This is a genomic window from Alteromonas naphthalenivorans, assembly GCF_000213655.1.
GTDB classification, from domain to species: Bacteria; Pseudomonadota; Gammaproteobacteria; order Enterobacterales; family Alteromonadaceae; genus Alteromonas; species Alteromonas naphthalenivorans.
Genome location: NC_015554.1, coordinates 3,833,778 through 3,849,332 on the forward strand (window position 1 = coordinate 3,833,778; position 15,555 = coordinate 3,849,332).

Annotated in this window: 16 protein-coding genes, 1 tRNA gene and 1 pseudogene; 7 read left to right on the forward strand and 11 right to left on the reverse strand. The window is 40.1% G+C overall.

Annotated elements, in window-relative coordinates; genetic code table 11:
* The first annotated feature begins 23 nt into the window (after positions 1-23).
* From AMBT_RS16700 to AMBT_RS16710, 3 genes are all read left to right on the forward strand, one after another.
* Positions 24-1,238: a tyrosine-type recombinase/integrase gene (locus AMBT_RS16700; RefSeq protein WP_013785822.1), complete on the forward strand. Its 1,215-nt coding sequence runs from the start codon at positions 24-26 to the stop codon at positions 1,236-1,238.
* An 822-nt stretch (positions 1,239-2,060) separates the two neighbouring features.
* Positions 2,061-2,882 carry an NYN domain-containing protein gene (locus AMBT_RS16705; RefSeq protein ID WP_013785823.1) on the forward strand — a complete coding sequence of 274 codons (822 nt, stop codon included), beginning with the start codon at positions 2,061-2,063 and terminating at the stop codon, positions 2,880-2,882.
* 13 nt (positions 2,883-2,895) lie between these two features.
* Positions 2,896-3,696 (forward strand): hypothetical protein, encoded by an 801-nt coding sequence (locus AMBT_RS16710; protein WP_013785824.1) that lies wholly within the window; start codon positions 2,896-2,898, stop codon positions 3,694-3,696.
* Between the two features lie 170 nt (positions 3,697-3,866).
* Here the strand turns inward: AMBT_RS16710 and AMBT_RS16715 are convergent, their stop codons facing one another.
* From AMBT_RS16715 to AMBT_RS16735, 6 genes and pseudogenes are all read right to left on the reverse strand, one after another.
* Positions 3,867-4,733, reverse strand: coding sequence for a site-specific integrase (locus AMBT_RS16715; protein WP_232363152.1), 867 nt, complete (start codon positions 4,731-4,733; stop codon positions 3,867-3,869).
* Positions 4,734-4,800: 67 nt separating this feature from the next.
* Entirely contained in the window at positions 4,801-5,031 is a 231-nt protein-coding gene (locus AMBT_RS16720; protein WP_013785826.1) for a hypothetical protein, read from the reverse strand.
* Positions 5,032-5,063: 32 nt separating this feature from the next.
* A complete protein-coding gene (locus AMBT_RS22460; protein ID WP_148259121.1) occupies positions 5,064-5,429 on the reverse strand; it encodes a hypothetical protein in 366 nt (121 codons plus the stop codon).
* A gap of 50 nt (positions 5,430-5,479) precedes the next feature.
* Positions 5,480-6,244: an IS21-like element ISShfr5 family helper ATPase IstB gene (istB, locus tag AMBT_RS16725; RefSeq protein ID WP_013782552.1), complete on the reverse strand. Its 765-nt coding sequence runs from the start codon at positions 6,242-6,244 to the stop codon at positions 5,480-5,482.
* A gap of 28 nt (positions 6,245-6,272) precedes the next feature.
* Positions 6,273-7,817, reverse strand: a pseudogene (gene istA, locus AMBT_RS16730) (IS21 family transposase).
* 450 nt (positions 7,818-8,267) lie between these two features.
* Complete coding sequence (locus tag AMBT_RS16735) at positions 8,268-8,693, reverse strand: hypothetical protein (RefSeq protein ID WP_013785827.1); 426 nt, start codon at positions 8,691-8,693, stop codon at positions 8,268-8,270.
* 506 nt (positions 8,694-9,199) lie between these two features.
* Here AMBT_RS16735 and AMBT_RS16740 point away from each other — a divergent pair.
* Positions 9,200-9,748, forward strand: coding sequence for a recombinase family protein (locus tag AMBT_RS16740; RefSeq protein WP_013785828.1), 549 nt, complete (start codon positions 9,200-9,202; stop codon positions 9,746-9,748).
* A 160-nt stretch (positions 9,749-9,908) separates the two neighbouring features.
* Positions 9,909-10,460: a sce7726 family protein gene (locus AMBT_RS16745; protein WP_041452601.1), complete on the forward strand. Its 552-nt coding sequence runs from the start codon at positions 9,909-9,911 to the stop codon at positions 10,458-10,460.
* A 158-nt stretch (positions 10,461-10,618) separates the two neighbouring features.
* Here the strand turns inward: AMBT_RS16745 and AMBT_RS16750 are convergent, their stop codons facing one another.
* From AMBT_RS16750 to AMBT_RS16760, 3 genes are read right to left on the reverse strand one after another with little or no spacing between them, the layout of a single operon-like run.
* Entirely contained in the window at positions 10,619-11,674 is a 1,056-nt protein-coding gene (locus AMBT_RS16750; protein WP_013785830.1) for a beta family protein, read from the reverse strand.
* A complete protein-coding gene (locus AMBT_RS16755; RefSeq protein ID WP_013785831.1) occupies positions 11,667-12,518 on the reverse strand; it encodes an ImmA/IrrE family metallo-endopeptidase in 852 nt (283 codons plus the stop codon). Before AMBT_RS16755 ends, AMBT_RS16750 begins: the two co-directional genes overlap by 8 nt.
* Positions 12,515-13,198: a GNAT family N-acetyltransferase gene (locus tag AMBT_RS16760; protein ID WP_013785832.1), complete on the reverse strand. Its 684-nt coding sequence runs from the start codon at positions 13,196-13,198 to the stop codon at positions 12,515-12,517. Before AMBT_RS16760 ends, AMBT_RS16755 begins: the two co-directional genes overlap by 4 nt.
* A gap of 529 nt (positions 13,199-13,727) precedes the next feature.
* On the opposite strand from AMBT_RS16760, the gene AMBT_RS16765 reads away from it, so the two are divergent.
* The gene (locus AMBT_RS16765; protein ID WP_013785833.1) at positions 13,728-13,961 is read left to right on the forward strand and encodes a DUF4224 domain-containing protein; all 234 of its coding nucleotides are present in this window, start codon (positions 13,728-13,730) and stop codon (positions 13,959-13,961) included.
* The gene (locus tag AMBT_RS16770) at positions 13,961-14,947 is read left to right on the forward strand and encodes a tyrosine-type recombinase/integrase (protein WP_013785834.1); all 987 of its coding nucleotides are present in this window, start codon (positions 13,961-13,963) and stop codon (positions 14,945-14,947) included. Before AMBT_RS16765 ends, AMBT_RS16770 begins: the two co-directional genes overlap by 1 nt.
* A gap of 90 nt (positions 14,948-15,037) precedes the next feature.
* Here the strand turns inward: AMBT_RS16770 and AMBT_RS16775 are convergent.
* Both AMBT_RS16775 and AMBT_RS16780 read right to left on the reverse strand, forming a co-directional pair.
* Positions 15,038-15,113, reverse strand: a tRNA-Phe gene (locus AMBT_RS16775).
* A gap of 149 nt (positions 15,114-15,262) precedes the next feature.
* A complete protein-coding gene (locus AMBT_RS16780) occupies positions 15,263-15,535 on the reverse strand; it encodes an oxidative damage protection protein (RefSeq protein WP_013785835.1) in 273 nt (90 codons plus the stop codon).
* Positions 15,536-15,555: the final 20 nt, after the last annotated feature.

Consider the following 15,555-nt stretch of genomic DNA (forward strand, 5'->3'; position numbering starts at 1 on the left):
TTACTTTTAGAGGAGCAATATCGATGGTTTATAAAAAGAGTAATTCAAAATACTGGTTTACGAAGTTTCAGGTCTCATTTGCTGACAAGGTTAAGCGTGTTCATTGCAGTACAAAGGAAACTGTTAAAAGCCGTGCAGAGCACTTTGAACACCGCCTTCGCGATGAAACGCTAGCTATGCTGATGCGTAATTCTCAAGAGGTTGGCTCATGGAATGAAGCTTTAACACTTTATCTAGAATCCAGACAAACAAACAAGACCATTGATGAGAAGGTGAAGAAACTCACTTGGTGGTCTCAGTATCTAGCAGATATCCCATTAACCGAAATTAATTCTAAGCTTATTTTGACGACGTTAGTAAAGAAAACTGACGTCACGCTAGCAACGAAGAATAGATATCTCGCAGAGATTAAGGGCTTTTTAAACTTCATCCACAAGGAGCTTGAGTGGATTGACCGTGTCCCTCATTTGAGAACCCACAAAGAGCGAGAAAAAAGCTTCTACAAGCTTACTGAGACAGATTCTGCTCGCCTTATTGATTGTGCTCCAGCCTTTCTACAACCCATCATCATATTTGCCTTAGCAACCGGATTTCGTGCTTCTAATATTATTGGGCTGAAATGGACTCATGTCGATTTGGAGCATCAAACACTGAAGGTAGATGCGGATTCTCACAAAAGTGGCTCTTCAGTCCTTATACCGATGAACAATATAGTTTTCGAACTACTGAGTTCTTTGCATAATTCGAAAAACTCCGTATTTGTTTTTCTCAATTATGATAATTCGCGTATTAAAGACTTAAATAGGAGAATATGGGCTAGGACGACAAAAGCTGCTGGTCTAGATGGACTGCGTTTTCACGACTTACGTCATAATTGGGCATCACGCCATGCTGAGAGTGGCACCGACCTATTAGCTATTAAAGAATTAGGGGGCTGGAAAACATTAGAAATGGTTCAGCGATACACACATCCATCGCTGAGTTATTTGTCACAGCAAGCAAACAATATTGTAAAAGAAAAAAATGATGCCTTTGTCACAAAGTCAGGTTGTGACAAAAAATCGTCACACTTTGTGGAAGTAAACGGGGTAATGATAGAAAAAGACAAGGCCCAGAAATGGAAAAACCTGATAGTTTTCAGAAAACTATCAGGTTCTAATAATGGTGCCTCGACCCGGGATCGAACCAGGGACACGCGGATTTTCAATCCAAAATTGGAAATCAAAGCAAAACATTGATTTATATAAACTTTAAATCATAAACCTTCCAAATAAATCCCTAATTAAATGCTCTGAAGGCCGCATAACTTCATCTGCCTGTTATGCGTTTTTGGAAAAAATTTTAAGGGGAATTAATCGCATGAATTTTCACTGGGGCTAAAAAGCAAAAACCCGAGCTGCAACTCGGGTTTTAGATATCAGTCGATTTTCGCAAGACGACCAATCAAATTTCAGCTTCATACTAGCTGAGGGGTATCCCTTTGTCTAGTGAAAAGGCCCGCCGAAGTCGACCCGTTTTTGCCCCAGCAAAAACGCACCAGGCATTGCGTATTTTACGTATCACTTCATGTTGGAAAGTTGTTGTTGGTGAAGTGTTCCTGGTGTTGAGTCGAACGGGGAATCCTTACATACGACTCAGCGTGCGACGCGCACTGCGACACTCTGAATTCGCAATTCAGAGGCGCTTACACTAGTGGGCAACGGGGAACCAACCACGGCCACCACATAAAAAACGGCGAGGCAATCTAGTCAACAGACGGGGATTAAAGTAAGCGCAGTTCGTCATAGGTGTGTCTCTCCAACGCGTAAGGGGGGCAAGAACCTAGCAGGTTCTACCAATAGTGGAGAGCAAGGCGGACTATCCTAAAACCTTTTGGTTGCAGGAGGTCGAGCCTATCTTGGAGCGCAGCGAAAAGATAGGCTCGTGTACCTTTATCAGTGTATACTTCCGCATAGCTAAATTAGGTGGTGATCTCCCTCAATCAACTGGACCGACCAGATAACTTGTAGTTTACACTTAAATCTTACTCTCTATAATCATTAATGAGCTCAGCACAGCGCATGTTTGAATTTTTAGTAAACATCCGCAGTCCTGAGCTTTTTGCTTTCAGGGATAAGATGAATAAGAAGATAGCTTTTTTTATAGATGGTGGATATTTCATCAAGCGTATGAAGTTCTACTATAGAAAATACTTCAATGGTTGCGGTGTAGATCTCACTCCTCAGATAGTTGTAAAGGTTCTCTATACTTTTATAAAAAGACATAGGGATAGTTTAGAGCGTCAGGACTTATACAGAATATACTACTATGATGCCCCACCTTTCGATGGTCAATATCGAGAGGCCGTGCCCAAACTTGAACACCGTGCTTCAAACGGCACTCCGTCGACAAAAAATTTCAAAACTGACCCTAGTACTATATTCCAGCAAGAGCTACATTCCTCACTTAAGAAATCAAGAAAGCTAGCGTTACGTATGGGAAAGCTAAGCAAAGCTAAGCGCTGGATAATGGATGAACGTGCTCAAAAGTCTATTTTGACTGGCGAAAAAGATATAAACGAGCTTGTTCCAGAAGACTTTTACTTAGATGTGAAACAAAAAGGTGTGGATACTAGGATAGGTATCGATATTACTACAGTTACACTAAGAAAGTTTGCAGATACGATTGTTCTTATAGCCAGTGACGCTGATTTTGTTCCAGCTGCAAAATTGGCCAGAACGCATGGTGTAGATGTAGTTCTAGATCCGATGCATGGAGATGTAGACCAAGACTTACAACTTCATATAGATGGTAAAAAGTCCTACGATATTGTTCATCTACTCTCTGAGTGTTTAGCTGTACGGCCAACAACAACTCCTAATTGGTGGAACGAAAACCGTTAAGGGCACAGTTTCTATGAAGAATAATGAACTAGAAAGTGAAGATAAGACTAACGAAGGTATAAATGCTCAATCTTCCGAGTCACTTTCTAATTTTTTGATACACCAAAAACTAACATCTATCGAAACTAAGCTATCAGAATCTATCAACCCGATAATGCTTTCTATAGTGGAACTTATTAAATCTGTCTTATTAGGTTGGCCAGCGCTTGGAATAATTTTCCTACTACTGTTTCAAGACCCTATCGGTAAAATTCTAGAAGTTCTCCCTAAAAAGCTCTTGAGCGCAAACGAAATTGGAATTGCAGGGCTATCACTGAAATCTACTATCAAAAAGGAGGCGCAGCGTTCAGGAATGACTGATTTGTCGAAGACATTACCAACTCTCTCTCCTGGCGCTATTGAATTACTTCTCAGCATTGAAAAAAATTCTAAGTACGGATTGATTTCTACATCGCGAAATGAAGAAAACGAAATCACCTCATTATATTTCCCTTCTCAAAAAATCCTCAAGAATATTGAAGAATTAAGAATGCAAGGCTTAGTAACTTTAGAAACCAGTGGCCTAGAAAGGGATGTTAGAGAGGGATTAGACGCTGCTAATGCGCTAATTAATCAAATTAAAAATGAACATCCAGGAAGCGGTAATAGCGATACAGGTGTATGGGTCCTTTCAAAACCAATCTCAAATGAAGAAAATAATGCTACGATTATGTGGGGTAAGACTGAATTAGGAGAAAAAGCCGCAGATATAATTATAAGTGCAGTGGCCAATTCCTTGACTCCTGTAGCCGAAACTCCGGCTGAACCTGAATAATAATGAGCAATCACATTTAGTGTCTTTGATCATTACTAAGTGTTTTTTTAAAAAATATCGCCCAAAAGGCTATTACTGCTAATATCATTAAATTGCTGACAATTACTGGTCCCATAACCTTCCCCTCTTTTCGCTTCAATTTGGCATGCCAAATTGAATAATAGCCCAGTTTAACGTAAATATACTGCTGTGATCGCCTCTCTCAAATGGCCTAGCTCATGAGATACCGTTTTATACGCTAGGCTCCTCGATAACCCTACTCGTTGAAGCTCTCTCATTCTTTCTTGCGCGTAACTGTGTCTTACACCATGCGCTCCACTAGAACGGAACAATGTTCTTTTTGATGCAGCAGAGAAGCTGCTGGACCAATTATTACCTCCGCCTATGTTGTAGTGGGAACGGTAAAATATTCCCCTGTCTTTAACTTTCTGTGGTTCAGCGAATCGGCGCGATTCGAGCTTTTCGACCAGGTGAACGGGTATCAATACTTCTCTTTCCAATCCACCTTTTCCAACTACGGTGTAGCGCATACCGTTACGAGCATTAAATAGAGTGTTTTTTGTTTCTTCTCTTTCCTGCCGATATTCAACCTCTCTATGTTCAAGGGGCTTGAGCGTATAAAGTTCATGAGCTCGCAATCCTGCTGCATAAGATATTTGAGTCGCCAAAGCGTGTTTTTCAGATTGTGCAGAAGCTATCATAGACACTTGCTGGTTGGTATATGCTCTGCTTTTTTCGATTTCATCTTTAGCAGACTTGATGAAAGATAGACGATCCTTTTTATCGGAAATATCCAGTGCTTTGGTTACATTGAGCATCATTGCCTGGATAGCTTGACGCTCCTGATCCAGTGTTTTTTGCCCTACTTCCTCAGAACGAACATCAAGGTATTGCTTGGCTTGCTCGGGAGTAAGCTCTCTTAAGCTAATGTTAAATTGTTGATTAACGTAACGAGCAACTTTCTTAAGGCAGTTAGTATACCCTCGGGCTGTGCCTATAGATTTGATCGGATTATCTCGGCCTTGCATACGAGCCATAACTTTTACAGCTTGTTTCTGTGCAACACTTTCCGATTTTTGAGGGCTGAGCGGGCTTTTCCTAAACCTAGCCATTCTTTTTCACCCAGCGATATACCGTAGACCAAGCCACATTGACTTTCTTTTCTTTGACTAGAAAGCGATGAATTTGAGCGGTCGTACTCCCTGCTCGATGAAGTGCGATGAGGGCATCTGAATGTTCGTCCAAACGAGAGCGATAAAATCTCGGTTTTCTAATTACCTTAGTTAACTGCTTTAACTTCTCTGTCTCTTTTTGAACATCAAATTCTTCAATCATATTTTACCTATAATGAGTTGTTAGAAAATCATTCACTCGTTGAGTGAATGCGGTCCCAGATGATAAAAACCACCTGGGCCGTTTCGCCCCAGTTCGACGCATAGCGTCAGGCTCGGACTGATCTCGCCAAAATTCTCATTACGTGTAAACGGCAGCTCGAAAGCGCCGATTTTTAAGATCGCCAGAAAATGCGGCGCGGCATGATTTATAGAATATTGAATCTTTCTTGTGGGTCTTCGTGACGTATTGAAGGCAGCTGGAAAGCGCCTATTTTTTTGAATCCGGAGCAGAAAGCTCTCGGTTGTTTCATGAGTAATAATAGGGCAACCCACCCCCTTTGGCAAGGCCGGATTTTGTGCGTGTAAAAATTGCGTAATACCATGAAGCCGATCGGTCAATACTATTCAAGCCGATCACTTTTTTGTCTGCCAGTAGACCTTAGTAAAATCTAACTTGAGTGATCGCCATCAGTCAAGGAATTTAGTTTTTTTCGCATCGATTCGCCTTTTAATTCCAACTTTATTGCTCCGTGAACAAGCCGATCTAGGATCGCATCAGCATGTGTCGATTCTCCGATCATTTCATACCAATTTTCTATCGGTAATTGGCTGGCAATTAAGGTCGATTTTGTGTCATATCTCGCATCAATTAATTCCAGTAAATCACTGCGTTGTTGAGCTGTTAATGGCTCTAATCCCCAATCATCTAGGATCAGTAAATTGGCAGAGCTAAGCTTGTTGATCAGTTTTCGATAACTACCATCGGCTTGCGCTAAGAACATCTTTTCTAATAGCTCTTTAAGCCTAAAATAATAAACGCTACTCCCTTGTTGGCAGTGGTTTTGACCAAGCGCGCAAGCGAGGTAAGTTTTGCCACACCCCGTTGCGCCCGTGATCAAGATGTTTTGATGAAGGCGAAGCCATTCACCTTGTGCTAATGAACGGATCTGAGTTTTATCGAGTTGTCGTGCTGCGCCATAGTTTAGTTGAGCCAGTGTGCCGCCAACTCTGAACTTTGCTTGACGAGTTAAGCGATCAATTTTACGCTGGTCACGCTGTGTTATTTCATGCTCAAGCAATAAACTTAGCCGCTCTTCGAAACTTTGTTCTACGTATAGATTGGGTTGCTCATATTGCTGCAATAGTGCATCACGTATACCGCTTAGCTTTAAGTTACTTAACTGGTTATTGACTTGTTGATTGATATTTTGCATAAGATTTCCTTTGGTTTGTTAGTTTTGATTAATGGTAATAGTTGTTGCCGCGGATATTTTTATGATCAATATCTTGTAGTAAATCACCTTGAGCTTGTGGCAAGGGTTGCTTATCCAAGCCCTTTTCTAAAATGTTTTTTACTTGTTTTACGCGAGTAACACCTGTGGCTAATGCGCGATGACAGGCTGCTTCAAGACGTTGGTCAGTAAACTTCTTACCTAGGCTTAATAACCCCATACAAGCACGGTAGCTTTGTTCTGGATGCTTTTTAGCTTGCATCAATTGCATAACAAACTGCTCCGTTGAACCACCGAACTTAGCTGCCCAACGCTCGAACCGTTGTGGTGTCCATTGCTGCTGCTTTTGATGAGCTATTGGCATATGTAGATCAAGCGTAGTGTGTGCACCTTCTCGGTGTGATCTTGGATGAACGGCTACTTGAACACCCTGATGGTAAAGTGTCACCAGTTGACCTGTGGCATGGGCTTCAAGCTTTTGTTTGATCAAGGTATGAGGTACTGAGTAGTAGTGTTTTTCAACTTCGACATGATAATCAATATGCACGCTTACTTGTTTGACTAAGGTGTAACTGTAAGCCTGTGTGGGTAGTGGTTTGAGAGCAGGTTTATCAATGGATTCAAACTGACTGAGCCTTGAACCAGGGTGCTTCTTCATTTTCCGCTGGTTTAAGTCGACAAGCAGTTTTTGTATCTTTAGGTTTAATTGGCGCAAGCTAAAGAAGCTTTCATTGCGAAGCCGTGCCATTATCCAGCGTTCGACAATTTGCACACCCACTTCTGCTTTGGCTTTATCCTTGGGCTTATAAGGTCTAGCAGGCACAATGACCGTATTGTAGTGTGTCGCCAATTGTTGGTAGGTTGGATTTAAATCAGGCTCATATCGACAAGGTTTAGTTACCGCACTTTTTAAGTTGTCAGGGATTACCAGCTCTGGCACACCACCAAGAAACTCAAAACAACGAGCATGACTCATCACCCAATCTTCTAGCTTTTGGCTATACGTTGCCTCCGCATACGTATAATTAGATGCGCCCATAACTGCGACAAACACTTGAGCTGTACGGTATTCACCTGTACTAGCATCAACAATATTCATAGTTGGGCCGCAGTAATCAACAAACAGTTTTTCACCTGCTTTATGGTTTTGTCGCATGGACGGTTTTTTGACATTTAAGCCATGCCTTGTACTGTCGGCAGAAGTGGGTGTAACTGTAAAATCCTTCCTCGTGTCGCTCTTTGTATTCTTGCCAAAGCAGCAATAGCGTCATGGTTTTGGGTCGCAGCTCCTGCTGAACTAACAACCAGTCAGGATACTAAAGCCTTTTAGTCGGGGCTTTGTTTTGAAGAATGCTCGTTGCAGAGAATGATCATCCCATTTTTCATCAAGTGGCCAGCAAGTGATACCTAACTCTGCTGATTTACAGGCATATTTAGAAACAATTGAAGGTGAAATAGATAAGCTGTTTGCTATCTTTCGATGACTGAGTTTACAGTCGTATTTTAGTCTTAAAATCTCTTTAAGTTTACGCATTGAAATAGGTGCCGTTGGCATGGTTATTCTCATCATCAAAAATGAAAAGGATAACGGTTAAAAACACCTACTGGATAGACAAAAATGAGTATAAATTGAACGATACCATTCAAGCCGATCACTCAATACCATTTTGACCAAAAAGTGATCTGCATCGATGGTATTGAGTGATCGCGATGGATAGTATTAGGTGATCGGCTTAGATGGTATTAGGTGATCGCGATGCATGAGAATATGCAAAAATATGCGCGCAAATGCTACAGGCCGCTGCGGAGGCTGTGTAGGGACGAGTTTACGAGTCTTACACAGCCTCCGCGAGCGGACGGCCTTTAGCGCGAAGCGGTGAAGGCGCTATGAAAAGGGCAATTGCTCCTGATGCCCTTTTCCCAAAGGGGGTGGGTTGCCCGATGGCACGGTGTTAAATTTAGGCTGGGATAAGCGAAAAGAGGGGAAGGTGTGACGTAGTCACACTTAGCATTTTTTACGTTGCTTTGCTCGATTTGCAACAGGAGGTTTTACCTCGTGGTAGCGGTCCTGTATGAGCATTGCCAGATAATCTTTTAAAGTCATATCTTCAGCTGCTGCCAGATCTTTCAGGTCACTATAGACGTCCCTATCAAGCTCAATGGAAAGAACATCTTTATTACGCCTTGACCTCTTTTTTCGGAGGGCTGCTCTTAGGGAATTGACTTGTTTATCTTGAAGGTAATTTTTGCACCAGGTATCCAATTCTTTTGCTGCTGATTCATCGTTAAAGTTTATAGAGCGGAACAAGGCCTTTACCTCATCTTCTTTTTTTAAATCATCGAAGATGAGGTAGGCTGAATCGTTCTGAAGCTTATTGAATATATAAGCCCCAGCGTCTTTTTTGTTTTCGGTCGTTATAGAAAAGCGCATGAGCATCCTAGTTTGTGACAGTGTCACAGAGTATAGCGCCACCTGTGACAATGTCACATTAAAATTAGGCATGCCTAATTTTAAAACCACACATCGAATATAGACAATTTTAGCTTTGGTGCTATTGCGCGCGGAAACGTTAGCCCTTATAGCCAAAAAGGAGTCTTTAGCCTTATCCGCTTTTCCTAAATCCTCGATATCGAGATAGGTCGGCTCGTTCTTGAGTTGATTGAAGATATATAAGCAAGCATAATTTTTTCGTCAGCTATAGAGCATATGTATTCCGCGATACTGTAGCGATACTACATTGAAATTAGGCATGCCTAATTTTGAAAATATCCTTAGAGCATAGACAATCTTGCCTATGATAGTTTTGTACGATGAAGCGTTAAAAAAACGAACATTTTCTTTCAATCAAGTATCTTCAAGTTTAAGGGTGCGCTTTTATTGAGATCGCGTAAAACAACTCGTAAAGTATTTAATGTAAAGAAATAGGACGTTTGTTTATGAGAATTGGATATGCACGTGTTAGCTCTGAACTACAAAGTGAAAACGCTCAACTCGACGCGCTAGCTAACTGTGGATGTGAAAGAATTTATCACGAGAAGATATCTGGAAAAGGAACAAAGCGTCCTGAATTAATACGTTTGCTTGATTCTATTCGTACTGGTGACACAGTAATAGTACAGAGGCTTGATCGGTTGGGCCGCTCTTTATCCGATTTGATTAACCTGCTAAGTGCTTTTAAACAGAAAAACGTAGAATTTATTAGTCTGAATGAAAATATAGATACAAGTAGCGCGACTGGAGAGTTGATTTTTCATATGATTGGAGCTATCGCACAGTTTGAAAGACGACTTATTTCAGAACGAACTAAGGTTGGACTTGAGGCGGCAAAGGTGAGAGGGCGAAAAGGAGGCAGAAAGCCTAAATTAACACATTCAGATGTAAAGAAAGCACGAGCTATGCTTTCGTCGGGCGAAGTATCAAAAGCCGAGGTCGCTCAGCACTTTAAAGTGAGTAGACCAACTCTTAACAAGGCATTAGAAAAATAAGCGTCCTCTATATCACTTGCATTGAAGGACCAAACTGGGAGGGAAGTGCGTTTCCCAAACTTCATGATTTATCTGTATATCTCTTTTACGCCATAGGAGGTTTTGAATTGAAGGTACTAAGCTATATAATATTGCGATTTTGGTTTTAGTTGGTTTTGCTATGTATTTAAATGACGCCGATATTAGACCAAGTTTGATTGATTTCTTAAGTTCTAAATCAAAAAAGCCAAGGTGTATTTTACAAGAGTTACATGTGCATCGTGGAAACGCGATCGCGGATGTTGTCACTATTCATTCGGAAGCCCATTGTTACGAAATCAAAGGTGATAAAGATAAGATTGCTCGTTTGACTAGGCAGGGTGATTTCTATAATAAAGTATTTAGTAAAATTACTCTCGTCACGACACAACGTAAACTTCAAGAAGCTCTAGAAAAGACCCCGAAATTCTGGGGAATTGTCGTGGCGTACGAGATTAGAGGTATAGTCAAGTTCAAATATGTTCGAAAAACTAGTACGAATCCTTTTTTTAACAAAGAACTTGCTCTAGCAACCCTGTGGAAGAGCGAGTTAACAAATGTAAATGAGGAATTAAGTCTAGATATACCTGAAAAAATAAACAAGCGAGATTTTGCTTTAGAGCTTTCAGAGCGGATGAATAAGATCCAAACAAATCGATGGATTGCAGAATCACTTTTATCTAGGTTAGCTTAAAGAGTCTAGGCATATACTCATTACCTGCCAAACGGGCAAAAATTTCCCCTTTGTCAGACTGTACTAGCTCAGACCTAATCTAACAGTTACCCTGTTATACAAGTGCCAGTATCAAATTAGATTTAAACTAAATTCTTCTCATCTAATTCAGTTAGGCATTATACAGGGTAGTCGTTAATCATATATGTCATATGCGCATTTATCAGATACTTTCCTATTGAATGAGGTAATGCGTCAGCTCCAACACTTCGAGATTTATCCTCTAAATACTTATCACCAAACGAGTAATTTCTCTTTCGGAAGAATGCATAAGAGACAAGCTTTTTACACATGTCATCATATTGCTTTGCCCCTCTTGGGTGAGTTTCTATAGCTCCACCACGTAGAAAATGATGTTTATTTTTATAAGAGTATATAACTTTAGGAGTCATCACTTTCCGTAAAGCATTTTGAGGTATGTTCACGTCGGAATAATTTGGTGAAATAACAGTGTAATCACCAAATTCCAATTCCAAAGAAAGCTCTTGATTTACCAGATCAAACACTTCGCATTCAACTCTAGCCAAGGTCTCTTCTGTACAAACAGAAAGTATATCTGCGATTGATGGGGAAATTGAAGAACCAGTTATTATTATCTTATCAAATCTGTGTTCCTGTACTATCAACTTAATGAACATAATCAACCTGTTAGATAGTTCGACGGAATCCGCTCCTATACAGAGCCTACAATCTAGAATTAAATGAAACTTATCGAACTTTTCTCCCATGTCGGCTATTAAGTCTGAAATTTCATCTTCAATAAGATTGTAACTCACGAAGTCATCTTGATTTAAGCGGATCGCCACTGTGTCACTAATAACTAATGAGCTGAGTACAGAGTTATTCCTAGAATCTGTGCGGTCAAGCCCGACAACTGGGATGAAATCGATCTTCTGGAAGGTATCTATTAGAAATTCATAAACGATAGCTCCTTGTATCCGGATTGAATCGTCAATATCGTAGTCATCTATATAGAAGCCATTAGCTCTTTTAAAGTTAAGCTCGTACTTTCGCACACCTTTGGTTATCGTATTTTCGAGGTCATTTGCAGTGATATCATTTTTCGTAGCCAAATCAAAGAAAGGTGTTATAGAGCTGAGCTCTGAATCTTCAAGCGCTTTCAATGCACCAATTTCAGCAACTTTAAATTTCAAGAACGGCGTATATTTATTCACTGAACAATATCTCCCTCGTATCGATACCACTGGTTAACGAGCTTAATTTTCTATAGTCATTAATTTCATGTTGAATGCGTCCAGCCACAATCGCTGGATGTACATTATTTTGTTCAGCAAATTTGATAACAGAATCTGCCTGAAGATCTCGTCGAGCAGGACATGTTCTCCAAATGTTTCTTGGAATAAGTGAGTTAAGAGCAAGTTTGTCTGCTTCTAATTCTGTTAATTCCTCACTTTTTAAATCTAAATCATCAATGATGTAGCTATCTAGTTGGTCATAATGTAAAGCTACATGAGAGAGTTCGTGCATTAGTGTGAACCAGAAATTATCTAAGCGCTTATAACGCAAGCTCATTGCGATAACCGGATGGCCACTATCTAACTTAAATACTGCCCCATCTAGCTTTAAACCAACAACTGATGGCTCAACAATAAAAATGATTCCTCTTGCTGATAAACATTTTTCTAAATTTCTAATATAGCCTGGCTCTGAGTTACCTTTGGCAATGCTTTTTAGGTCAGACTTTGACAGCCCTGTGAAGTCAGGAAGTTCATTAAAATCATTATAAAGATAAGCTAGGTTCTTGACTTTACTTAACCAAAAGTTAACCAAAGCATCGTTTGAAGAGTCTGATTTCCTGAATAGTAAGTTACTACTTTTTTGAAAGTGAACTTCTTTAAAAAGATTAAGCTGTACTAAGTTATTATCTTGCTTAAGCTTTTTCGGTAACCGCTCTAATTGTGCTTGGCTTTCTAAGTATGATTCAAATATAGACTTACTATCAGTATTTGAATCCGCTTTTCCATTTATGATTAAGGAATCAAATTTGCAGTCACTCATACACTTGCTCCTACAAAATTAGCTTTTTGTAGTTCGGGCATCTCAAAGTAACCTAAACCTGATTTATCGTGTATTTTAAAACGTTTCATACCAATTTTTTGATAGTAACCTTCTGCCTTTGGCAAAGAATGTAACGAAAAGCCTTTTGTTATTCCTAGTTCCTTTTCCGCAAACGAAATTACGGTCTTCAGAAGTATTGAACCAATACCTCTAAAGATTTGATCGTCTATATGATTCGGGCGATTCCAAGGGGCAACAGCTAGAAACTCAATATAGAAAATTGTATCAGATGTATCGACCGATAATTTAGGATGGTAAACAAGACAGGCACCTTGAGGCTTACCATCCGCTATAATAAAGAACCAATTGTATTGTTCGCTATGATAATGCTTATGCTTTGTAAGCCAATTCCAGTGAGCATCCTCGAGTTGAGAGCTATTAAGAAGTTTGTGTTGTACGGAAGAATCAGACTGTCGAATAAACTCGAGAATTTCCATATTGAAATTGCCCCACTCTTGATCACATTGCATAGCGAGTCCAATGTCCCATCCTTGAACGATCTCGTAAGTATGTGTCCGTCCATCATTAGAAGTAATATTTCCCGAGCTGATGTTGTTGAGTGGTTCGTAGGCAGTTTGACCAGTAGCCAATAATTTTCTAAGTTCTTCAACAGTCTTCATATAAAACGCTCTTAATTATCAAGAGAGTAGCATACTAGCGTATTAAACAGGATTTACCTAGGCACACAAAGAGAAACGAGTTTAAATAATACTGGTTCAACTGCGCCTGCAGCAGTCGCTGGACGAAAATTCGAAATGCCATTTAAGACAAGGCTTAATACGCCTATGTCTCCATATACTTTTTAACTATGCACATTGCAAAGGGATGCCTTTTACCAAAGTTACCAAACAAAGCTATTATTGGCGTTTATTCATCTTTTTCACTTAATAGCTTAGACGCTTTTTGGTCAAAAGAGTTTTTTTAGCGACATTTCCCCCCTTTCGGACCATTGACTAAGTACTGACTTTCACCTTTCGTCCAACTCAAATTCCAAAGAAACCTTCTTACAACAAAGCAATGAAAATATAAATGATTACTTTTCAAAGATTTATATTTTTAAAAAACCCCGATTAATTAAGGGGGGTTTTTCTGAGAATTTTTCGCTTCAATTCTTCACAATCTCTCTATTAACAATAAATGGAGAGTCCAATGAGCCTTTTTGTATCTCGCGATGAGCTTCAGGAACTCACAGGTTTCAAGAAGAAATCACTACAAATAAAGCAATTATCAAACTTTGGAATACCCTTTGAGGTAAACAGACTTGGTTCGCCTGTCGTCTTGCGCTCTGCTATCGAAGACACTCTATCTGGAACTAAATTGCCAAAGAAAAGGAGTAAATCTATAAACTTAGAATCACTTCGAAAAGCAAAAGGAGGCAATTAATGGGTAGAAAAAGAAAAGGTAGTACTCATCTACCAGAACGAATGTATCTTCATAAAGGAACCTATTACCTTGTTAATAAAGACAGTAAGTGGCTAAACCTTGGCAAATCTCTGACATCAGCCATCGCTGAATATCATAGGTTAGTACCTTCGCAGAGTTCAATAAAAACAATGGGAGAGCTTATTGACCGCTATATGGTTGAAATTTCACCTACCAAGGCAGAATCAACATATAAGGGTGAAATACAAGAAGCTAAATTGCTTCGAGCTGCGTTTGGGGAAATGTATCCTCAAGATGTTACACCTGTAGTGATATACGAATATATGGATTTTCGCAGCCAGACAGCACCTGTACGGGTTAATAGAGAGGTAGCACTACTGTCTCATATGTTTAAGAAAGCGATGCGCTGGGGGCTCGTAGAGAGTAATCCTTGCAGAGACATAGAAAGAAACCCAGAACGTCCGAGAAATAGATATGTCACAGATGATGAACTGATAGCCTTTAAGAGTATTGTACCTGAGTGGCTGTCACTCTATATCGACTTGAAAAGCCTAACGGGATTGAGACAGACAGATATGTTGTCTCTTCGGTTTGACTCATTTACTGAAGATGGATTACTTACAGGTATGAGTAAGACTGAAAAACGTACTGGTAAAAAGTACTTATTCGAGTGGTCAGATCAACTCAGAGCAACACTTGGTAGAATTCAGCAACTACCTGGAAAGGTTAAAAGCCTTTACTTGTTCAGTAACAGAAAAGGGCAACCATACACTGGCGATGGATTTCGCAGCATTTGGCATAACTGGATGGTGAAAGCGTTAGAGAAAGAACTTTTGTCAGAAAGGTTTCAAGAACGTGATATTCGCAAGAAAACGGCGAGTGATGTAGAGCTTGAGCATGCACAATTGCTCTTGGGCCATGAAAGTGTTAAAACAACTATCCGAAACTATAGATTGTTACCCATTAAGGTAAAGCCTTCTAAATAGTTTTTGGAAAAACCGGATTTATTTGGAAACTCGGGATTGGCTGGCAGATACAAAAAGCCCCGCAATGTCTTGCAGGGCTTGATGTAATAATGGTGCCTCGACCCGGGATCGAACCAGGGACACGCGGATTTTCAATCCGCTGCTCTACCAACTGAGCTATCGAGGCAAAATCTTTTAGCGTTTGGGCGTTTGCTGCCTGTCTCGCTGTGGGTGCGTATTAAACGGATTTCCGGCTAACAAGTCAACCGTTTTTGTCGGTTTTTTTTCGGTTTTGTTACCGTTTGCACATTGTTTATGCAAAATACGCTTTTTTGGTTACTTTTCAGGCGGAACATAGCCTTCAATCGTAGGCTCTACGCCATCGAACAAGTAAGCCGACATACTTTGCTCTAAAAACTGTCTGGCGGTCGGTTCCATCATATTTAACTTATTTTCGTTAATTAGCATGGTTTGTTTCTTTTGCCAGTCGGCCCATGCTTCTTTCGAAATGTTGTCGTAAATACGTTTTCCTAGCTCACCGGGGTAAAGCTGAAAATCTAAACCGTCGGCTTCTTTTTGTAAACGCTGGCAAAATACCACTCTACTCATTGTATGTCCTTAACCTATTC